Raw genomic sequence first — 18987 nt, forward strand, 5'->3', positions numbered from 1 at the left:
AGCCGGCGTCAGGACGGGCCGTCCGTGCTCGCTCCGTCGAGGGGCAGCAGCCAGATCGACCCGGTCTCCTTGTGGATCTCGATCCGGAACTCCTGGCCGGGCTCCAGCCCCATGCGCCGGGTGTAGGCCTGGCCGATCAGCAGGTTGCCGTTGCCGTGGACCCGGGTGCGGAACTCGGCCTGGCGCCCCTTGCCCACCCCGGCCGAGCCGCCGCCGCCGGCGCTGGACGGCACGGGGTAGCCCTTGGCAGCCACCAGGGCGCGGTAGAAGTTCTTCCTGAGCACCCGTCCGCTCGGCCCCACGTAGCCGCAGGCCCGGGCGATCTGCTCCTCCGGCCGGTTGCTGAGGGAACGGGCCCGCTCCAGCAGGGCCTGGCCCTCCAGCATGACGGTGCCGGCTGGACTGTCCTCGTTGGCTGGTCCTTTCTGGGCACCCATCAGCCGGTCAGACGGAGACATCTGAATGAATTGTGCCGATCGTTGTGCTGAACGGGCAACGGTCAGCGAATCAGAGCAGGTAAAGAATCCCGTAAAGCACCACCCAGATGCCGTCGACGAAGTGCCAGTAGAGCTCGGCGGCCTCCAGGCCGAAGGGGTCGGCACTGGTGACGCGGCCCCCGTTGCGGGTCTGGACCCAGACCAGCAGGATGCAGATCACACCGAGGGTGACGTGCAGGCCGTGGAAGCCCGTCAGGGCATAGAACGTGCTGGCGAAGAGGTTGTCGGTGAGGCCGAAGGGGAGGGTAAAGTACTCCACCATCTGGCCGGCCAGAAACGCCGCCCCCAGGGCCGCGGTGAGCAGCAGCCAGTTGCGACAGGGCCCCATGCGACCCAGCAGCAGATTGCGGCCGGAGCGGTGGAAGGTGTAGCTGCTGACCAGCAGCAGCATGGTGTTGATCGATGGCAGCAGCAGTTCCAGCTCGTAGGTGGAGCCCGCCGGCAGGGGATTCACCGCCCGGAAGGTGAGATAGGCGGCGAAGAAGCCGGCGAAGGTCATCCCGTCGGCCACCAGGAACGTGGCCAGGCCGAAGAGCCTGAGATCGGCATGGCCGCCCTGGGCCTCGGCGGCGGCCGCTTCGGCGGCGGTGGCGCTGCTGCTGGTGGCGAGGCTGGTCATGGCGGCCGGACGGTGGTGGAGGGGGTGAAGAGGGCGGGGCAGAGGGTCAGCGGCGGCCGGCGCCACTCCAGAGGTCCCGGCCGGTGGCGGCCTGAACGCTCAGGGTGTCTTCGTCGACCCCGTAACCGTAGGGGTGCTGCACCAGCGGCGCCTCACCGATCCAGTTCTCCACCGGCGGCGGCGAGGAGGTGAGCCATTCCGGCGTGAGGGCGTTCCAGGGGTTGTCGCCGGCCACCTTCCCGCGGAAGGCGCTGACGATCACGTTGTAGAGGAAGGGCAGGCTGCTGACGGCCATCAGCAGGGCCCCCACACTGCTGATCTGGTTGAGGGTGGTGAAGCTGGGGTCGTACTCCGCCACCCGGCGCGGCATGCCGTTGAGGCCCAGCCAGTGCTGGGGGGCGAAGCAGAGGTTGAAGCCGATGAAGGTGAGCAGGAAGTGCAGCCGGCCGAGATCCTCGTTAAGCATCCGGCCGGTGAACTTCGGATACCAGTGGTAGACCGAGGCGAAAATCACGAACACCGTGCCGCCATAGACGATGTAGTGGAAGTGTCCCACCACGAAGTAGGTGTCGTGGACATGGATATCGAAAGGCACCTGGGCCAGGGCCACTCCGGTGATGCCCCCGAAGACGAAATTGACGATGAAGGCGCAGGAGAACAGCATGGCGCTGTTGAGGGCCAGCTTGCCGCCCCAGAGGGTGGCGAGCCAGTTGAAGAACTTGATTCCCGTAGGCACCGCGATGAAGGAGGTGGCGATCGTGAAGAACAGGCGCATCCAGGGCGGGGTGCCGCTGGTGAACATGTGGTGGGCCCAGACCACCAGGCCCAGCACCACGATGGCCAGGATCGAATACACCATGGTGGTGTAGCCGAACAGGGGCTTGCGGGCGTGGATGGGCAGGATCTCGCTCACCAGCCCGAAGGCCGGCAGCACCATGATGTAGACGGCCGGGTGGGAATAGAACCAGAAGAGGTGCTGGTAGACCACCACATTCCCGCCCAGGGCCGGGTTGAAGAAGCCCGTGTGGGCGACGATGTCGAAGCTCAGCAGCAGCAGGGTGCCGGCCAGGACGGGGGTGGAGAGCACCACCAGGATGCTGGTGCCGAGCATCGCCCAGCAGTACATGGGCAGCTGCATCAGCTTCAGGCCGGGCCGGCGCAGCTTGAGCACGGTGGCGATGAAGTTGATGCCGCCGAAGATCGAGCTGCCCCCCAGAAGCAGCACGCTGACGATCCAGACAACCTGGCCCAGGGCCGGGGTGGTGATGCTCAGGGGTGGGTAGGCCGTCCAGCCGGACTGGGCCGCCCCGGTGATGAAGTAGCTGCCGATCAGCAGGATCCCTGCCGGCGGAATCATCCAGAAGGCCACGGCGTTGAGCCTGGGGAAGGCCATGTCCCTGGCGCCCACATAAAAGGGAATCAGGTAGTTGCCGAAGGCGCCGTTCACCACCGGCACGATCCACAGGAAGATCATCACGGTCCCGTGGAGGGTGAGAACTTCGTTGTAGGTTTCCCGGCTGACGAAATCCGAGATCGGGCTGGCCAGTTCGGCGCGGATCACGCCGGCCAGGGCCCCGCCGATGAAATAGAAGAGAAATCCGGTCACCAGGTACTGCAGCCCGATCACCTTGTGATCCAGGCTGAAACTGAAGTAGCGCAGCCAGCCCTGGGGCTGAAGGCTCTCCTGGAAGTCGTTGGGGGAGGCGACGGTCATCGGGCGGATGGGTGCGGGCGGAGTCGGAATCGGGGTCGGGACGTCAGGCGGTGGGGTTGCCCGCGGCGCTGGCCACCGTGGCGGCCACGGGACTGTTCTTCTGCAGCCAGGCGTCATAGGCATCCGGCTCGTGCACCACCACGGTGGAGCGCATGCCGCCGTGGTACGGCCCGCAGAGCTCGGCGCAGATGATCGGGTAGCTGCCCGCCTTGGTGGGCGTGAAGGTGAGCACGGTGGGCTGGCCCGGGATCACGTCCTGCTTGAGGCGGAACTGGGGCACCCAGAAGGCGTGGATCACGTCGTTGGCCTTCATGCGCAGCTCCACGGGCCGGCCGTTGGGCACATGCAGCTCACCGCTGGTGATGTCCCCTTCCGGGTAGTGGAAGATGAAGGCGAACTGCATGGCCGTCACCTCCACCGGCAGGACATTGGCTTCGCCGGCCGCCGTGCCGATGCCGCCCCAGACCCGGGGAGCTTTCACAGGGGCCGAGGCCTCCAGGGCGGGGTCTGCCGTGGTGACGGACGCCTCCATGGTTTCCATCGACGGCATCCGGTGCATGGCGGAGTGGTCGTTGAGGCTGCTCATGCCCCCCATGCGCTCGTAGATGTCGTAGCTGTAGATGCCGACGAACAGCACGACGATCGCCGGGATCGCGGTCCAGACGATCTCCAGCAGCAGATTTCCCTCGATCGCCAGCCCGTCGGTGTGGTCGCCGCTGCGGCGGCGGAAGCGCACCAGGCTGAACACCACCAGGCCGACGATGCCCAGGAACAGGATGGTGCCGATGCTGAACAGCACCCGGAACAGGGAGTCGTAGACAGGCGCGTTGGCGCTGGCGTCGAGGGGCAGGAGGTCGACGTTGTACCCCACCCAGAGGCCGGACAGGACAAGCGCCATGCCCACCAGCAGGGTGACCAGGGAGGAGGGAATCGGCACGGGGACGGCGGCGGGACGGCTTTCTGGAGGGTGGAGAGCCCCTGAGGCCAACAGCTTATGGACGGCCGTTCGCGCGCCGCGCGTTCGTTGTAACCAGCGAAGCAATTTCGGAGAAATTTCACATTCACTTCGGGCGATGTGCTGATTCGCACATCTTTCAAGGCCTGCACACTTCCTGGCCCGTCAAGGCGCCCGCCAGGGCCCCCGCTGCCCGGCGGCGTCCTGCCGTCCGGGGCCCGCTGCCGCGGCGGAAGGTCACTGCGAGCATGAATCTCACCCATGCCCGGCTGTGGTGCGATCGGTCGCCGGGATCCCGGGGTTCCGAGGCTCCTCACACCCCGAGCTGCACCTGAGCGGAGCTGCGATGCCCTTCACCCACGAGCAGATCCAGAGGCTCCGCCACCGCCATCGCGGCTACATCCTCACCCTCGCCACCGAGGTCCTGCTGATCCTGGCGCTGCCGTTCAGTCAGTCACACGCCTGGCTGCTCTCCCTGCTGCTGATCGGCCTGGCGGTGGTGTTGATCACCACCGTGACGCGGTACTCCCCCCTGGTCAGCACCCGGCCCCTGTTCTACGGCCTCGGTGGCCTGGCGCTCGCCCTGGAGGTGCTGTGGCATCTGGCCCTGGCCTTCGATCCACCCCTGGGGCGCCTCGTCACGGTGCCCCATGTGATCGCCTGGCTGCTGTTCTTTCTGGTGGCGCTGATCCGCAAGGTGAAGACCCTGGTGCGCGAGCCCTTCGTGACCCTGGCCGTGGTGATGGGTGCCACCTCCGGCTATCTACTGGTCGGGATTGCCGGCGGGGTGATGCTGGTGGCCCTGTGGGTTCTGCACCCCGGCGCCTTCGACCTTTCCGCCCTGCCGGCGCTTCAGGATCGCCACGATGACGCCGTGGCGATGGCACCGGCGCTGATGGCCGCCTCGTTCATGATCCTGACCACCGTGGGATCGGCGGTGCTCCGCAGCAGCGACGTGACCGGCCAGGTGATCACGGTGGTGATCACGATTTCGGGACAGCTGTACATCGCCATCCTGATTGCCCTGATCCTGGGCCGCTTCCACACCAGGCCCGCCAGAGCCAGGGCCTTGCCGTTGTCCCGTGCCCATCGGGAGGGCCACCAGCCCTCGCATCGCTGACTCCGGACGGCCAGAGGCCCCGCGTTCCCTGCCGGCCGGTGCCTGTGCCTGCCGTTCCATCCCCGTCGGCGACCGCCACCGCTGATGGGGCATAGGGCCGTTCGCCGGCCGCATGTTCGTTGTAGCCAGGGAGGCAATTTCGGAGAAATTTCACATTCACTACGGGCGATGTGCTGATTCGCACATCTTTCAATGCCCGCTAACTTGGGCACCCGGAAGAGCAATCGTTCATGGCCGTGGCGCCGTCCGCGCAACCCCTGCCCCTGCCCCGGTCCGCCACCGGGGCGAGCTGGCCCGTGCGCCTGGTGCCCCTGCTCACCGCCCACCTCGTCGTCGCCCTGGTGGCCCTGGTGGCCATCGGTGGCGCCACCCGGGTGATGCAGGCCGGTCTGGCCTGTCCCGACTGGCCCCTCTGCTACGGCGTGCTGTGGCCGGGCCGCCAGTGGAACCTGCAGGTGTTCCTGGAGTGGTTCCACCGCCTCGACGCCTTCCTGGTGGGCGTGGCCCTGCTGCTCCTGTTTGCCCTCAGCCTGCGGTTCCGCTCCCGCTTCCCCGGCTGGCTGCCCTGGAGTGCCGGCCTGGCCCTGGCCCTGGTGGCTGTCCAGGGCGGCCTGGGTGCCCTCACCGTGCTCAGTCAGCTGGCCGCCCCCACCGTCACCCTGCACCTGGCCGCGGGCCTCAGCCTGGTGCTCCTGCTGAGCGCCATGCACCAGGGCCTGGAGCGCCGGGGCATCGATCTGCCGCGCTGGTGGTCACCCCTCCCCGTCCTGGCCGCCCTGCTGGTCGGCGGCCAGTGCCTGCTGGGGGCGGCCATGGCCAGCCGCTGGGCCGCCCCGCTCTGCCTTGAGGCCGGGGAAGGCTGCCACTGGCTGCTGCTGCACCGGCAGGGGGCCTATCCAGCGGCGGTGACGGTGCTGCTGCTGGCGGCCGCCTCCCTGGCCCTCCCGGCCGGCCACGGCCGGGGCAGGGTGCTGGCTTTCGTCGCCGCGGCCCTGGTGGTGGTCCAGGTGGTGCTTGGGGTGCTCACCCTGCGGCTCCAGCTCGCCGTCCCGGCCGTCACCATCGCCCACCAGCTCACCGCCGCCCTCCTGGTGGGGGTGCTCGGTGGGCTCTGGGGACTCGCGTTCCCGTCCCCGTCCGTTCCTGACCGTCTTGAGGTGGCCCATGGTTAGTGTCAGCGCCGTGGCGGCCATCGCCGCACCTTCCGCGCCGGCGGCGATCCGGCCTTCGGTGAAGCTCCCGGCCTGGCTGGAGGTGGCCAAGCCCCGGCTGATCCCCCTGCTGCTGGCCACCACCGTGGGCGGCATGGCCCTCACCGCCGCCTGGCCGCTGGAACCGGTGCGCCTGCTCTGCACCCTGGTGGGCGGTTCGATGGCCTCGGCCGCCGCCGGGGTCCTCAACTGTCTCTGGGAGCAGGAACTCGACGGGCGCATGCAGCGCACCAGCCGTCGTGCCCTGCCCTCGGGCCGCCTGGCCCAGCGCCAGGCCTTCGGCCTCGCGGTCGCTCTCACCATCGCCTCGGTGCTGGTGCTGGTCCTGGGGGTCAACGCCCTGGCCGCGTCCCTGGCCCTGCTGGGCCTCTGCAGCTACGTGCTGCTCTACACGGCCCTGCTCAAGCCCCGCACCACCCAGAACATCGTCATCGGTGGCATGGCCGGGGCGATTCCGCCCCTGGTGGGCGCGGCGGCCGCCACCGGCCACCTGGGCTGGAGCAGCTGGTGGCTGTTCAGCCTGGTGATGGTCTGGACCCCGGCCCATTTCTGGGCCCTGGCCCTGCTCCTGCACGAGGACTACCGCTCCGTGGGCATTCCGATGCTGCCGGTGGTGAAGGGTCTGACGGTCACGGCCCGGGCCATCGGCCGCTACAGCTGGGCCACGGTGGCCCTGAGCCTGGCGGGGGTGGCCGCCCTCCCCAGCGGCGGCTGGCTCTACGGCCTGCTGGTGCTCCCCTTCAACGCGAGGCTGCTGCAGCTCAGCGCCAGCCTGGCGGAGGACCCGGGCGATCCGCGCCGGGCCCGCAGCCTGTTCCGCTGGTCGATCTTCTACCTCTTCGGCATCTGTTTGCTGTTGGTGCTGGCGCGCACGCCCCTGGCCAGCGCCGTCCACCCGCCCGCCCTGCTGGCCGCCGCCCTCCATCTGGCCCCGGCTGCGGCTGCCTAGATTGGCCTGGCTTCCAGCCCTTCGCGATTGATCCCGGCTTGATCGAGCTCGAGCACCTCAGCAAGCGTTTCGGTGGACGCAAGGTCGCGCCGGTGCAGGCCCTCGACGACCTCTCCCTCAGCGTGCCGGCGGGTTCCCTCTACGGTCTGCTCGGGCCCAACGGCGCCGGCAAGACCACGGCCCTGCGCATTCTCTGCACCCTCCTGGCCCCCGATGCCGGCCAGGTCCGGGTGGCTGGCGTCGATGCCCTGGCTGAGCCCCGGGCCGTCCGGCGCCTGCTCGGCTACGTGGCCCAGGAGGTGGCCATCGACAAGATCCTCACCGGCCGGGAGCTGCTCCACCTCCAGGCCGCCCTGCACCACATGGGGGCCGCCGACCGCCTGGAGCGCACCGCCGAGCTGATCGAGCTGCTCGCCATGGGCGACTGGATCGACCGCCGCTGCGGCGGCTATTCCGGCGGCATGCGCCGGCGCCTCGACCTGGCCGCCGGCCTGCTGCACCGCCCCAGGGTGCTGGTGCTCGATGAACCCACCGTCGGCCTCGACATCGAGAGCCGCGCCACCATCTGGCAGGTGCTGCGTCAGCTGCGGGACCAGGGCACCACCGTGCTGCTCAGCAGCCACTACCTCGAGGAGGTGGATGCCCTGGCCGACCGCCTGGCCATCATCGATGGCGGCCGGGTGATCGCCGAAGGCACCCCCGCCGCCCTCAAGGGCGCCCTCGGAGGCGACCGGGTGACGCTGCGGGTGCGGGAGTTCAGTGACGAACAGGAGGCGAGCCGGGTGCGGGACCTGCTCCAGGCCTGCCGCGGTGTCCGCCAGGTGGTGGTCAACCGGGCCCAGGGCTATTCCCTCAACCTGGTGGTGGAGGACAGCGGCGTGGTGGAGACCCTGAGGCAGCAGCTGGCCGAGGCCCAGCTGCCGGTGTTCGCCCTGGCCCAGAGCCGCCCCAGCCTGGATGACGTCTACCTTCAGGCCACCGGCCGCACCCTGAGCGATGCGGAACTCTCCGTGGCCGGTCGCCGCGACCTCAAGGAGGAACGCAAGCAGTCGATGCGATGACCCGCACCCCCCCATCCCCATGACCAGCGCCAGCCCCTCCCTGACCCCCCTTCCCGCCGCCAGCGGTGAACCGTCGGCCCTGGCCGAGATCGCCCAGGAGACGCTCGCCCTCACCCGCCGCCTGTTCGTCCAGCTGGCCCGGCGTCCCTCCACCCTGGTGGCGGGTGTGCTGCAGCCCCTGATCTGGCTGGTGCTGTTCGGGGCCCTGTTCGCCAACGCCCCGGAGGGTCTCCTGCCCGGGGGCATCAGCTACGGCCGCTTCCTGGGGGCCGGGGTGATCGTGTTCACGGCCTTCAGCGCCGCCCTCAACGCCGGGCTGCCGGTGATGTTCGACCGGGAGTTCGGCTTCCTCAACCGCCTGCTGGTGGCGCCGTTGCGCTCCCGCAGCTCGATCGTCTTCGCCTCGGTGCTCTACATCACCAGCCTGAGCCTGGTGCAGAGTCTGGCGATCATGGGCACCGCGGCCCTGCTGGGCTACGGCTGGCCCGGTGGGGCGGGGTTGCTGCTTGTGCTGGTCACCCTGCTGCTGCTCGTCTTCGCCGTCACAGCCCTCAGCCTCGGGCTGGCCTTCGCCCTGCCGGGTCACATCGAGCTGATCGCGGTGATCTTCGTGGCCAACCTGCCGCTCCTGTTCGCCAGCACCGCCCTGGCGCCGATTTCCTTCATGCCCCCCTGGCTGGGCTGGCTGGCGGCCCTGAATCCCCTTACCTTCGCGATTGAACCGATCCGCGCCGCCTACGCGGGATCCTTCCATCTCACCGATGTGGTGCTGGTGGCCCCCTACGGATCCCTCTCGGCCCTCACCTGCCTGGCCATCCTGGCGGGGCTGGCCGCCGGTCTGTTCCTGCTGATCCGCCCGATGCTGGATCGCAAGCTCACCTGACGCCCCGCCCCGTGTCCCTGCCGTCCCCCCGTCCAGAGCTTTCCCATCTGCTGCTCGAAGCCATCCGCCGCAGGGATGCCGCCACCGTTGCCCGCCTCACCGGCCAGTGGGCCCACCGCCACGGGGTGACCTCCCTGGAGAGCTTCCGCACCGGCAGCGTGGTCGCCGAGGCGGGCTGGGAGGCCGGCGACTGGCTGCTGCAGCACATGGATGCGGCGATGGCCCCCGCCAGCGTGACCATGGCCGAGGCCTTCGCGGCCCTCGAAGATTCCTTCTCCGGCCCCCCTCAGCCCGCCCCGATCGCGGCCGTCCCCGCCCCGATCACGCCCGTCCCCAGCCCGGTCACTCCCATCAGGGCCGTCCCCGAGCCGACCGACCCCGTCACGGTCACCGCCGAGGAGCCAGTCCCCGCCCCCCTTGCCGCCCCCGTCGCCACGGCCGAAGGGGCGGCCGGCCTGTCGGACGTCATCGCCTTGCACCCTCAGAGCCCGAGCGCATCGCCGGCTCCGGCGCCCTCCACCCTGGCCGACCTGCGCTCCTGGCTCTCCGCGGCGCCGCAGCATCGCCGCGCCAGCTGATCCCCGAACCCTGCCCCCGCCCATGCCGTCCTCCCGTCCCCTGCCTGAGCGGGCCCAACTCGGTGGTCGACTGATCGTCTCGGTGCAGGCCCCCGAGGGTTCCCCCCTGCGCGACCCCGCCGTGATCGCGGCGATGGCGGAGGCGAGCCTGCTCCAGGGGGCCGCCGGGGTGCGGCTCGAGAGTCCGGAGCACATCGGCGCGGTGCGGCGCCGCTGCCCCGAGGCCCTGATCGTGGGTCTCTGGAAGCGCAGCTTCCCCGGCAGCCCGGTGTACATCACCCCCGGCTGGGAGGAGATCCGTGCCGTCTGGGCGGCCGGAGCCGATGTGGTGGCCATCGATGCCACCGACCGCCCCCGCCCCGATGGTCAGGAGCTGGAGGCGCTGATCACCCGGGCCAGGCAGGAGCTGGGGGCTTCGCTGATGGCGGATGTGGACAGCGTGGCCAACGGGCTGCGGGCGGCGTCCCTGGGCTGCCAGTGGGTGGGCACCACCCTCTACGGCTACACCGAAGCCACCGCCACGTTGCCACCGCCCGCCTGGGACCTGCTGGGCCCCCTGCGGCAGGAGCTGCCTGACGCGGTGGCCCTGATCTGCGAGGGGGGCATCGCCTCGAAGCAGGAGGCGACCCGTGCCCTGGCTTGTGGCGCCGATGCCGTGGTGGTGGGAACGGCGATCACGGGTGTGGACCTGCAGGTGGCCGCCTACGTGAAGGCCATGGCCGGCTGAGCCTCAGCCCAACCGGCCCGTGCGAGGCCCGCGGGGCTCACATCATGCCGGGCATGCCCATGCCGCCCATGCCACCCATCCCTCCCATGCCGCCCATTCCACCCATGCCGCCGTCACCGGCGGGGGGAGCGGGGGGTTCCGGCTTGTCGGCGATCACGGCCTCGGTGGTGATCAGCAGCGAGGCGATCGAGACCGCATCCTGCAGGGCGAGACGCACCACCTTGGCCGCATCCAGGATGCCGACGGCGAGCAGATCGTCGTAGCTGTCGGTGAGGGCGTTGTACCCCTTGCCCTGGCTGAGCATCTGCTGGACCACCACGTCGCCGTTGGCGCCGGCGTTGATGGCGATCTGGCGGGCCGGGGCCGCCAGGGCCCGCTGGACGATCTCGACCCCGGTGCGGACGTCGCCCTCGCAGCGGCTGGCCAGGGCACCGAGTTCCTCGGTGAGTTCCACCAGGGTGCTGCCACCGCCGCCGACGATGCCCTCATCGATGGCGGCCCGGGTGGCGTTGAGGGCGTCCTCGATGCGCAGCTTGCGGTTGCGCAGTTCGGTCTCGGTGGGGGCCCCCACCTTGATCACGGCCACCCCGCCGGCGAGCTTGGCGATGCGCTCGTTGAGCTTCTCCCGGTCGTAGTCGGAGTCGGTGGCCTCCAGCTCCCGCTTGATCGCGGCCACCCGATCGCTGACGGCGGCGCGCTGGTCGTCGGCCGCCACGATCGTGGTCGTGTCCTTGGTGATGGTGATGCGGTGGGCATGGCCCAGGTCGGCCAGGGTGGCCTTGTCGAGGGTCATGGCCCGGTCCTCGCTGATCACCGTGGCGCCCGTGAGGATGGCGATGTCCTCGAGCATGGCCTTGCGGCGGTCACCGAAGCCCGGCGCCCGCACGGCGGCCACCTGGAGCACGCCGCGGGTCTTGTTGACCACCAGGGTGGCCAGGGCCTCACCCTCCACCTCTTCGGCCAGGATCACCAGGGGCCGGCCGCTTTTCGAGACGGCCTCGAGCACCGGCACCAGGTCGAGGACGGTGCTGATCTTGCGATCGGTGATCAGCAGCAGGGGATTGTCGAAGGCGCACTCGCGCCGGTCCTGGTCGGTGACGAAGTAGGGGGAGGAGTAGCCGCGATCGAAGGCCATGCCCTCGGTCACCTCCAGTTCGGTGGCCAGGGATTTGGATTCCTCCACGGTGATCACGCCGTCGGCGCTGACCTTCTCGACCGCTTCGGCGATCATCCGGCCGATCTCCTCGTCGTTGCCGGCGCTCACCGTGGCCACCTGGCGGATGGCATCGCCCGCCACGGCACGGGAGCGGGCGGCGATGCCCGCCACCACCACGGCGGTGGCCTGCTCCATGCCGCGGCGCAGGGCGACGGGGCTGGCGCCGGCGGCCACATTGCGCAGGCCCTCATGCACCAGCGACTGGGCCAGGACGGCCGCGGTGGTGGTGCCGTCGCCGGCGGTGTCCTTGGTTTTCGAGGCCACCTGCTGGATCAGCTTGGCGCCCAGGTTCTCGAAGGGATCCTCGAGTTCGATCTCCTTGGCGATGGTGACGCCGTCATTGATGATGTCGGGGGCGCCGTACTTCTTCTCCAGCACCACGTTGCGACCCTTCGGTCCGATGGTGACCTTCACCGCATCGACCAGGGCATTGACGCCCCGCTCAAGGGACTCGCGGGAGGCGTCGGCGAACTGGATCAGTTTGGCCATCGACGGGGTGACATCAGGAGCATCCGTCGCAGCGTCCCACAGCGACCAGGCCGCAGGCACCCGCCCCTCGGTGGGGAAAGCCGAATGTCCCGTTCAGGGACGGCTGCGGCCCCCCGCCGCAGGAGGTACCTTCGATCCATGGAAGACCTGCTGCAGCAGACCCTCGACAGCGCGGCCACCGAATCGGCCCTCGTCCCCAGCACCAACGCCGACGGCATGGTGTTTCTGCTGATCGCCGCCCTGGGCCTGCTGATGGCCCTGGTCTACGTGCCGATCCGCCTGTTCCTCACCCTCACGGCCCGCAGCCGCCGCCTGCGCCTGCTGCAGCGGATCCGCAAGCTGCGGGAAGACCTGGCCCAGCCCCTGGCCCCCGAATCCTGAGCGGCGCTCAGCGCATCACCATGCCGCCATCCACCTGCAGCACCTGGCCGGTGATGTAAGCCGCCGCCGGATCGGCCGCCAGGAACCGCACCGCCCCGGCCACCTCCTCAGGCTGGCCCATGCGGCCCAGGGGGATGGCGGCGAGGATCGGCTCCTTGTCGAGGTCCCTGGTCATGTCGCTGTCGATGAACCCGGGGGCGACGGCATTGACGGTGATGCCGCGGCTGGCGAATTCGGCGGCGGTGCTGCGGGTCAGGCCGATGACGCCGGCCTTGGCGGCGCTGTAGTTGGCCTGGCCGGGGTTGCCCATCAGGGCCACCACCGAGGTGATGTTGATGATGCGGCCGCGGCGGGCCTTGAGCATGCTGCGGCTGACGGCGCGGGTGCACAGGAACACCCCGGTCAGGTTGAGGTCGATGACGCTCTGCCAGTCGGCGGTCTTCATCCGCATCAGCAGGCCGTCGCGGGTGATGCCGGCGTTGTTGACCAGCACGTCGAGGCGCCCCTCCGTGTCCAGCACGGCCTTCACCATCGCCTCGACGGCCGCTTCATCGGCCACATCCGCCTGATGGCTCCAGGCCCGGCCCCCGGCCGCGGTGATCGCCGCCACCACGTCCTCGGCCGCCTCGGGTGAGCGGGCGTAGTTCACCACCACCGTGGCTCCCGCCAGCGCCAGGGACTCGGCGATGGCCCGGCCGATCCCCCGGCTGGCACCGGTCACCAGGGCGACCTGACCGGAGAGGGGAGCGGCGCTGGACATGGGGTCGGGAGCAGGGTCAGGCGATCGTATGCCTGTCGGCTCAGTCGGTCATCTGGTCGGCACTCTCCAGCGCAGGCCCGAGCACATCGGCGAAGCGCTGCAGCTGCTCCTTGCTGCCCATCACCACCAGCAGCTGGCCGGCCTCCAGGCGGATGTCGCCGCCGGGGTTGGTGACCAGCGTGGCCTCCGGGGTGCCGTAGGTGGTGCCCCGGTAGGCGTAGGGATTGGCCACCGCCGGCGGCGGCGTGCGGATGGCCAGCACCTGGGCGCCGCTGCGGCGGCCGAACTGGATCTCCGCCAGGCTGCGGCCCTGGAGTTCCCCCAGCCGGGAGGGGTCGTCACTGAGCTGGAACTCCTCCACCTCGCAGTCGGAGCCGGCCAGCAGCTCCATGAAGTCGACGGCCAGGGGCCGCAGGGCGGTGGCGGCCATCACCCGGCCCCCGGCCACGTAGGGGCTCACCACCTGGTCGGCGCCGGCCAGGCGCAGCTTGCGGCCCGCCTCGGCGCTGTCGGAGCGGGCGATCAGCCGGCAGCGGGGGGCCAGTCCCCTGGCACTCAGCACCACGTAGAGGTTGGCGGCATTGCTGGAGAGGGCTGCCACCAGGCTGCGGCACTGGTGGATGCCCGCCTCCAGCAGGGTCTCGTCGAGGGTGGCGTCGGCGAACAGCACCGGCAGCCCCCGCTCCTCGGCGGCATCCCGGCAGCCCTGGTCCATCTCCACCACCAGCAGGGGCACCTTCTCCCGGATCAGCTGGTCGGCGATCTCCTGACCGATGCGGCCGTAGCCGCAGAGAATCACGTGGTTGTTCATGCTTTGGACCCAGTTGCGGAATCGGCGCTGCCGCAGGCGCCGGAAATAGCCGGTTTCGGAAAGGCCCACCAGGTTCTGCACGGTGAGCTGCACCACCACGAGCCCTCCGGCGATGGAGAACACGGTGATCAGCCGACCGGCGGTGGAGAGGGGATGGACCTCCCCGTAGCCGATGGTGGCGATGGTGATCGCCACCATCCAGTAGCAATCCCCCCAGTCCCAGCCCTCGGTGATCCGATAGCCGATGGCGCTGGCGTTGACCACCACGAGCAGGGCGATCAGGGGGGTGAGCCAGGGCCGGCGCGACCGGGCGGTGGGGGGACGCTTCCTGCGGGCGAACCACAGGCGACTCATGGGCGTGGCTCAGCCCAGGCCGAGGGCCTTGAGCACGTCGTTGCTGGGGAGCTCACGCAGGTGGCCATCGGAACCCAGTCCTTGTACTCCGTCGCGAAGCGGAAGGCTGTCGCTGCTGCGACCCAGGGCCACCACCGGGGTGCCGCTGAGCAGGGCCAGCTCGATCGTCACCGGATCGCTGGCCAGCACCACGTCACTGGCGGCCACCAGGGCGGCCCGGCCGGGGATCTCGGCCGCTGTGGCCGGCGGCACCTGCCGGGAGCGCAGGCCGGGGAGGGTGGCGGCGATGCGGCCGGGAAGCTCCTGCCAGGCCGCATCGGGCCAGTCGCCGGGGCGGCCGGAGGGGGCCAGCAGCAGCATCGGCCCGTCGCCGGCCGGCAACGCGGCCATGGCCTCGTCGAGGGCGGTACGGGGGAGGGCCAGGCGGAAAGCGGCGGCCTGGAGCTTCACCCCGATGGGCCGCAGGTAGGCCTCGAGGGCCTGGGCCGGCCAGAGCCCCTGGGGCACCTGCACCTTCTCGGTGGCGGAGAAGCCCCCGGCCGCCATCCGGTTGGGGATGTGGCTCATCGAGAGCATCAGGTCGACCTGGCGGCCGGCCGCCAGGTTGATGCAGGCCTGGAAATCCGGCTCCCGCACCGACCCCAGCAGGTTGGCCCAGTCGGCCAGGGTGGCGTCGCCGAAGTTGAAGGGGATCACCTTCTCCACCGCCGGCAGCAGCTTCCAGAGCCCGGCCAGCGAGGGGTGGCAGGCCACCTGGATCTGGAACCGGAGCTGCTCGGCGGTGGCCGCCACGGCCGGAAGCGCCTGCAGCTGGCTGGCGCCGTCGCCCGGGATCAGAAACAGTGCGCGCATCGGGCGTTGGGTCGGGCGGGCCTCGCGGCCTGATTGTATGGAGGGGACTCCAGAGTTCCGCCCGGGCGGCCCATCGCTTGTGCATTTGCTGATCGCCGCCGCCGGCAGCGGGCGCCGCATGGGCGCCGCCACCAACAAGCTGCTGCTGCCCCTGGCCGGACGCCCCGTTCTGGCCTGGACGCTGGACGCCGCCCTGGCCTGCGGGGCGATCCGCTGGATCGGGGTGATGGGCCGGCCGGAGGACGAGGCGGCGATCGGCGCCATCCTGGCCGCGGCGGAGCCCCGCCGGTCCCTGGCCCAGCCCGTGGCCTGGATCGTCGGCGGCGACACCCGCCAGGAGTCGGTGCGGCGGGGTCTGGAGGCCCTGCCGGCCGATGCCGAGGCGGTGCTGATCCACGACGGCGCCCGTTGCCTGGCGGAACCGGACCTGCTGGAGCGCTGCGCCACGGCCCTGACGCAGGCCATGGCCGAAGGGGCCGGCATCATCGCCGCCACCCCCGTCACCGACACCATCAAGCAGGTGGATGGCTGCGGCGTGATCACCGCCACCCCCGAACGCAGCGGGCTGTGGGCGGCCCAGACCCCCCAGGGCTTCGGGGTGGCCCAGTTGCGGGAGGCCCACGGGCGGGCCGAGCGCGAGGGCTGGAGCGTCACCGACGACGCCGCCCTCTACGAGCGCCTGGGGCTGCCGGTGCGGGTGCTGGAGGCGCCCCCCTCCAACATCAAGCTCACCACCCGCTTCGATCTCACCATCGCCAGCGCCGTGCTGGCGGCCCGCGGCGCCTGAGGTCGCCGATGGACAGCGCCACCCAGCTCGAAACGATCGCCGCCCGCTGGCAGGGGTCCTTCCACAACCGGCGCCAGGTGGCTGCCCATGTGGCCAGGGGCGGTCCGGCGGCGCCCGAGCTCACCCGGGAGGTGCGGACGATGGTGGTGGAGCGGCTGCAGGCGCCCCAGCTGGGGGCAGTGGTGCTCTACTTCCAGGAGTTCCGCGCCAGTGCCCCCCACCTGGCCCACCGCCAGCGGGTGGTGGTGCTGCGGCACGATCCGGAGCGCGGCGCCGTGAGGGCCGAGCAGCTGTTCTTCCGCGGCGGCCCCACCTACGACCGTCCGCCCCTGGCGGCCTCCCTGGCGGCGGACCTGGGACCGGAGGCCTTTGATCGCCATCCGGGCTGTGATCTGTTCTTTGAGGCGGAGCCCGCCCTCGATCGCTTCCGCGCCCGCATGGATCCCGGGGCCTGCCGCTACCGCCATCCCCAGGACGGTGAGGTCTGCGCCGAGTTCGAGATGCTCCTCCATCCCGACCAGCTCTGGTACCGGGACCGCAGCCTGCGGCTGGCCGATGGCTCGGTGCGGGGCGAGGTCGACGGGTTCAGCTGGCTGCTGTTCGACCGCGCCGAGGCCGCTGCCGGACTCGCGGAGGCCACCCTGCCGGCGCTGGTGCGGCAGCGGGGTATCTGGCGGGGCACCTTCCGCCGCTATGACGCCGAGGGCGTTCTGCGGGAAACATTTCCGAGCACGATCACCATTCGGGTGAGCCAGGACGCCGGCCGCTGGCTCTATCACCAGAGCAACCTGCATGGCACTGAGGACGCTCCGCTGCGGCGCATCGAGGCCCACGGTGAGATCCATTCCGGCCGGGTGTGGTTCGCCAGCGAGCGTTATCAGGGCTGGGCGATGGATCTGCCGGGCGAGGAGCCTGCCGCCGGCAGCCTGCTGGTGATGCACCCCCGCGACCCGGCGGATCCCGACATTCACGAGACGATCCGCTGCAGCCCCGATGGTCGCCGTCGCTGGCGGGTGAGTCAGCTGCTGAAAGATGGCCAGCTGGTGGGCCGCACGCTGATCGACGAGGAGAGGCTCACGGAGGAGGAGAGGCTCACGGGCGACTGACGGGCCCACCGGCCCCTTCGACGAGGCTCAGCAGGCCCCGGTCGCCGTCGAGCCGGGCCCGCATCCCCAGGGGCAGGGCGGCATTGACGTCGCCGTGGCCCACCGGCAGGCCGGCCAGCACCGGGATCCCCAGATCGGCCGTGCGTTCCCTGAGCACCTGCTCCAGGCTGAAGCGGGAGCCGTCGCCCTCGGGGTCGGTGGGATCGCCGCAGCCCTCGAAGCTGCCGAAGTCGATGCCCCCCAGCCGCTGCAGAGCGCCGCAGAGGCGCCAGTGGGTCAGCATCCGCTCGATCCGGTAGGGCGCCTCGCCCACGTCCTCGAGGATCAGGATCGCCCCGTCCAGGTCCGGCAGGTGCGGCGTGCCCAGCAGGTGGGTCGCCACGGTGAGGTTGGCGGCCAGCAGCGGCCCCTCCACCTGGCCGCCCACCCAGGGCTCCCCCTCGAGGTCGGCCAGGGGTTCGCCGAACAGCAGGGCCCGCAGCCGCTCCCGGCTCCAGGCCGGTTCTGCGGCCAGGGTGGTGAGCAGGGGGCCGTGGATGGCGCCCCCCTGACCCGTCGCCAGCCGGTGCCACAGCAGGGAGGTGACATCGGAGAAGCCCAGCAGCCAGCCCCCCGCCGCCTCCAGGGGCCGCTCCAGCAGCCGGGCCGATCCCCAGCCCCCCCGCACACAGGCCAGCAGGGCCGCTGGTTGCCCCGGGCCGGTGTCTGCGAGCAGATCGCCGGCACGCTCAGCGTCCCGGCCCGCCAGGTAGCCCCAGCGGCGCGGCAGCAGCCGGGCGGGGTCGTCATCCAGCTCCAGGCCCCAGCCGGCCAGCACCGCCAGGCCCGCCTGCAGCCGTTCCAGGTCGGCCAGGGCGGAGCTGGCGGCCACCAGCCGCACCCGGTCGCCCGGACGCAGGGCCGGTGGCTGGTGGGGCGGCGGCTGGGGCGCTGCGGCGGCCATGGGGAATCAGGCGCTGGTGGAAAGGATCACGGCCAGCAGCAGCAGGGCACCAAGCCACACCTGGCCGGCGAAGTGGCGCCCATAGGTGCTGCGGGGCAGGTCGGGGCGCCGCAGCCGGGCCGCCTGCTGCTGCATGGCCAGGGCCGCGACGGTCCAGGGCAGCCAGAACGCCAGGCCCGCCCGCCCCTGCAGCAGCACCGCCAGGGCCAGGGCGGCGCAGGTGAGGCCGTAGCAGAGCGCCACCGCCAGGGGCGCCCGGGGCCCCAGGCTCAGGGCGCTGCTGCGCACCCCGAGGCGCCGGTCGTCCTCCCGGTCGCTCATGGCGTAGACGGTGTCGAAGCCGAAGGTCCAGCTCACCGCCGCCAGCCAGGTGAGCAGCAGGGGCCAGCCCCCCAGGTCGCCCTGCAGGCCCCCTTGGGTGGCCGCCCAGGGAATCAGCACGGCGAAGCCCCAGCAGAGGGCCAGCACCAGCTGGGGATAGGCGAACCAGCGTTTGGCGGACGGGTAGAGGAGCACCAGGGGCAGCGTGGCCAGGGCGAGGCCCACGCAGAGCACCCGGTTGGCGGCCGGCAGGGCCAGCAGGGCCGCCAGCGCCACCACCAGGCAGAGCAGCAGCAGCACGGTCGCGGTGCCCACTCCGAGGCGGCCGTCGGCCAGGGGGCGGTGGCGGGTGCGTTCCACCAGGGGATCGATGCGCCGGTCCCAGAGGTCGTTGGCCACGCAGCCGGCACCGCTCACCGCCAGGCCCCCCAGCACGATCCAGCCCACCAGCAGGGCCGGGGGCGGCACGGCCGGCCCCAGCCAGAGGGCCCAGCCGGCGGGGATCAGCAGGATCAGCCGGCCGCTGGGCTTGTGCCAGCGCAGCAGCTCGAGCCAGGCCGGAGCGCGGCCGGGGGCCATCGGGACGTTCACCGCGGGCAACGGTCGGGTGTCGGCACCCTATCCAACTCCTGTCGGAGACGTTCCAGCGGCCG

20 protein-coding genes are annotated in these 18987 nt (G+C 71.0%); 10 read left to right on the forward strand and 10 right to left on the reverse strand.

What is annotated here, in order from left to right; all coding sequences use genetic code 11:
- Positions 1–8 precede the first annotated feature (8 nt).
- From KUG38_RS03800 to KUG38_RS03815, 4 genes are all read right to left on the reverse strand, one after another.
- A complete protein-coding gene (locus tag KUG38_RS03800; protein ID WP_216919287.1) occupies positions 9–386 on the reverse strand; it encodes an AbrB family transcriptional regulator in 378 nt (125 codons plus the stop codon).
- Positions 387–507: 121 nt separating this feature from the next.
- A complete protein-coding gene (locus tag KUG38_RS03805) occupies positions 508–1116 on the reverse strand; it encodes a cytochrome c oxidase subunit 3 (protein WP_216919141.1) in 609 nt (202 codons plus the stop codon).
- A 46-nt stretch (positions 1117–1162) separates the two neighbouring features.
- Positions 1163–2830: a cytochrome c oxidase subunit I gene (gene ctaD / locus KUG38_RS03810; protein ID WP_216919143.1), complete on the reverse strand. Its 1668-nt coding sequence runs from the start codon at positions 2828–2830 to the stop codon at positions 1163–1165.
- A 43-nt stretch (positions 2831–2873) separates the two neighbouring features.
- Positions 2874–3767, reverse strand: coding sequence for a cytochrome c oxidase subunit II (locus KUG38_RS03815; RefSeq protein ID WP_216919145.1), 894 nt, complete (start codon positions 3765–3767; stop codon positions 2874–2876).
- A 364-nt stretch (positions 3768–4131) separates the two neighbouring features.
- On the opposite strand from KUG38_RS03815, the gene KUG38_RS03820 reads away from it, so the two are divergent.
- From KUG38_RS03820 to KUG38_RS03850, 7 genes are all read left to right on the forward strand, one after another.
- Entirely contained in the window at positions 4132–4905 is a 774-nt protein-coding gene (locus KUG38_RS03820; protein ID WP_216919147.1) for a hypothetical protein, read from the forward strand.
- Between the two features lie 230 nt (positions 4906–5135).
- Complete coding sequence (locus KUG38_RS03825; RefSeq protein ID WP_216919149.1) at positions 5136–6077, forward strand: COX15/CtaA family protein; 942 nt, start codon at positions 5136–5138, stop codon at positions 6075–6077.
- Complete coding sequence (locus KUG38_RS03830; RefSeq protein WP_216919151.1) at positions 6070–7065, forward strand: heme o synthase; 996 nt, start codon at positions 6070–6072, stop codon at positions 7063–7065. Before KUG38_RS03825 ends, KUG38_RS03830 begins: the two co-directional genes overlap by 8 nt.
- A 38-nt stretch (positions 7066–7103) precedes the next feature.
- Positions 7104–8126 (forward strand): ABC transporter ATP-binding protein, encoded by a 1023-nt coding sequence (locus tag KUG38_RS03835; protein WP_216919153.1) that lies wholly within the window; start codon positions 7104–7106, stop codon positions 8124–8126.
- 19 nt (positions 8127–8145) lie between these two features.
- Positions 8146–9009 carry an ABC transporter permease gene (locus KUG38_RS03840; protein ID WP_094584879.1) on the forward strand — a complete coding sequence of 288 codons (864 nt, stop codon included), beginning with the start codon at positions 8146–8148 and terminating at the stop codon, positions 9007–9009.
- 11 nt (positions 9010–9020) lie between these two features.
- A complete protein-coding gene (locus KUG38_RS03845) occupies positions 9021–9587 on the forward strand; it encodes a hypothetical protein (RefSeq protein ID WP_216919155.1) in 567 nt (188 codons plus the stop codon).
- 22 nt (positions 9588–9609) lie between these two features.
- Positions 9610–10314: an N-acetylmannosamine-6-phosphate 2-epimerase gene (locus KUG38_RS03850; protein WP_216919158.1), complete on the forward strand. Its 705-nt coding sequence runs from the start codon at positions 9610–9612 to the stop codon at positions 10312–10314.
- 37 nt (positions 10315–10351) lie between these two features.
- Here the strand turns inward: KUG38_RS03850 and groL are convergent, their stop codons facing one another.
- Entirely contained in the window at positions 10352–12019 is a 1668-nt protein-coding gene (gene groL, locus KUG38_RS03855) for a chaperonin GroEL (RefSeq protein WP_216919160.1), read from the reverse strand.
- Positions 12020–12157: 138 nt separating this feature from the next.
- Here groL and KUG38_RS03860 point away from each other — a divergent pair, with 138 nt between their 5' ends.
- A complete protein-coding gene (locus tag KUG38_RS03860) occupies positions 12158–12400 on the forward strand; it encodes a hypothetical protein (RefSeq protein ID WP_094584875.1) in 243 nt (80 codons plus the stop codon).
- Between the two features lie 7 nt (positions 12401–12407).
- Here KUG38_RS03860 and fabG read toward each other — a convergent pair whose 3' ends face one another.
- The 3 genes from fabG to KUG38_RS03875 are packed head-to-tail and all read right to left on the reverse strand — an operon-like array spanning position 12408 to position 15177.
- A complete protein-coding gene (gene fabG / locus KUG38_RS03865; protein WP_216919162.1) occupies positions 12408–13160 on the reverse strand; it encodes a 3-oxoacyl-[acyl-carrier-protein] reductase in 753 nt (250 codons plus the stop codon).
- Between the two features lie 40 nt (positions 13161–13200).
- Complete coding sequence (locus KUG38_RS03870; RefSeq protein ID WP_216919164.1) at positions 13201–14325, reverse strand: potassium channel family protein; 1125 nt, start codon at positions 14323–14325, stop codon at positions 13201–13203.
- A 9-nt stretch (positions 14326–14334) separates the two neighbouring features.
- A complete protein-coding gene (locus tag KUG38_RS03875; RefSeq protein WP_216919166.1) occupies positions 14335–15177 on the reverse strand; it encodes a glycosyltransferase family 9 protein in 843 nt (280 codons plus the stop codon).
- A 79-nt stretch (positions 15178–15256) separates the two neighbouring features.
- Here KUG38_RS03875 and ispD point away from each other — a divergent pair, with 79 nt between their 5' ends.
- Positions 15257–15964, forward strand: a complete 708-nt coding sequence (ispD, locus tag KUG38_RS03880) for a 2-C-methyl-D-erythritol 4-phosphate cytidylyltransferase (protein ID WP_094584871.1) — start codon at positions 15257–15259, stop codon at positions 15962–15964.
- Positions 15965–15972: 8 nt separating this feature from the next.
- The gene (locus tag KUG38_RS03885) at positions 15973–17070 is read left to right on the forward strand and encodes a CpcT/CpeT family chromophore lyase (RefSeq protein ID WP_216919168.1); all 1098 of its coding nucleotides are present in this window, start codon (positions 15973–15975) and stop codon (positions 17068–17070) included.
- Here KUG38_RS03885 and KUG38_RS03890 read toward each other — a convergent pair.
- Positions 17057–18013, reverse strand: coding sequence for a S66 peptidase family protein (locus KUG38_RS03890; protein ID WP_216919171.1), 957 nt, complete (start codon positions 18011–18013; stop codon positions 17057–17059). The genes KUG38_RS03885 and KUG38_RS03890 overlap by 14 nt on opposite strands.
- 6 nt (positions 18014–18019) lie before the next feature.
- Entirely contained in the window at positions 18020–18913 is an 894-nt protein-coding gene (locus KUG38_RS03895; RefSeq protein ID WP_216919290.1) for a 4-hydroxybenzoate polyprenyltransferase, read from the reverse strand.
- Positions 18914–18987 lie beyond the last annotated feature (74 nt).

The sequence above is a fragment of the Synechococcus sp. CCAP 1479/9 genome, assembly GCF_019038535.1.
Lineage (GTDB): Bacteria > Cyanobacteriota > Cyanobacteriia > PCC-6307 > Cyanobiaceae > Cyanobium.

What these genes read in the sequence shown, in the direction of transcription:
- KUG38_RS03860 (WP_094584875.1), top strand. Translation starts at nt 12,158, where the DNA reads ATGGAAGACCTGCTGCAGCAGACCCTCGACAGCGCGGCCACCGAATCG.
- KUG38_RS03825 (WP_216919149.1), top strand. Translation starts at nt 5,136, where the DNA reads ATGGCCGTGGCGCCGTCCGCGCAACCCCTGCCCCTGCCCCGGTCCGCC.
- KUG38_RS03870 (WP_216919164.1), bottom strand. Translation starts at nt 14,325, where the DNA reads ATGAGTCGCCTGTGGTTCGCCCGCAGGAAGCGTCCCCCCACCGCCCGG.
- KUG38_RS03830 (WP_216919151.1), top strand. Translation starts at nt 6,070, where the DNA reads ATGGTTAGTGTCAGCGCCGTGGCGGCCATCGCCGCACCTTCCGCGCCG.
- KUG38_RS03820 (WP_216919147.1), top strand. Translation starts at nt 4,132, where the DNA reads ATGCCCTTCACCCACGAGCAGATCCAGAGGCTCCGCCACCGCCATCGC.
- KUG38_RS03885 (WP_216919168.1), top strand. Translation starts at nt 15,973, where the DNA reads ATGGACAGCGCCACCCAGCTCGAAACGATCGCCGCCCGCTGGCAGGGG.
- ctaD (WP_216919143.1), bottom strand. Translation starts at nt 2,830, where the DNA reads ATGACCGTCGCCTCCCCCAACGACTTCCAGGAGAGCCTTCAGCCCCAG.
- KUG38_RS03850 (WP_216919158.1), top strand. Translation starts at nt 9,610, where the DNA reads ATGCCGTCCTCCCGTCCCCTGCCTGAGCGGGCCCAACTCGGTGGTCGA.
- KUG38_RS03840 (WP_094584879.1), top strand. Translation starts at nt 8,146, where the DNA reads ATGACCAGCGCCAGCCCCTCCCTGACCCCCCTTCCCGCCGCCAGCGGT.
- groL (WP_216919160.1), bottom strand. Translation starts at nt 12,019, where the DNA reads ATGGCCAAACTGATCCAGTTCGCCGACGCCTCCCGCGAGTCCCTTGAG.
- KUG38_RS03875 (WP_216919166.1), bottom strand. Translation starts at nt 15,177, where the DNA reads ATGCGCGCACTGTTTCTGATCCCGGGCGACGGCGCCAGCCAGCTGCAG.
- KUG38_RS03890 (WP_216919171.1), bottom strand. Translation starts at nt 18,013, where the DNA reads ATGGCCGCCGCAGCGCCCCAGCCGCCGCCCCACCAGCCACCGGCCCTG.
- fabG (WP_216919162.1), bottom strand. Translation starts at nt 13,160, where the DNA reads ATGTCCAGCGCCGCTCCCCTCTCCGGTCAGGTCGCCCTGGTGACCGGT.
- KUG38_RS03895 (WP_216919290.1), bottom strand. Translation starts at nt 18,913, where the DNA reads ATGGCCCCCGGCCGCGCTCCGGCCTGGCTCGAGCTGCTGCGCTGGCAC.
- KUG38_RS03800 (WP_216919287.1), bottom strand. Translation starts at nt 386, where the DNA reads ATGCTGGAGGGCCAGGCCCTGCTGGAGCGGGCCCGTTCCCTCAGCAAC.
- KUG38_RS03805 (WP_216919141.1), bottom strand. Translation starts at nt 1,116, where the DNA reads ATGACCAGCCTCGCCACCAGCAGCAGCGCCACCGCCGCCGAAGCGGCC.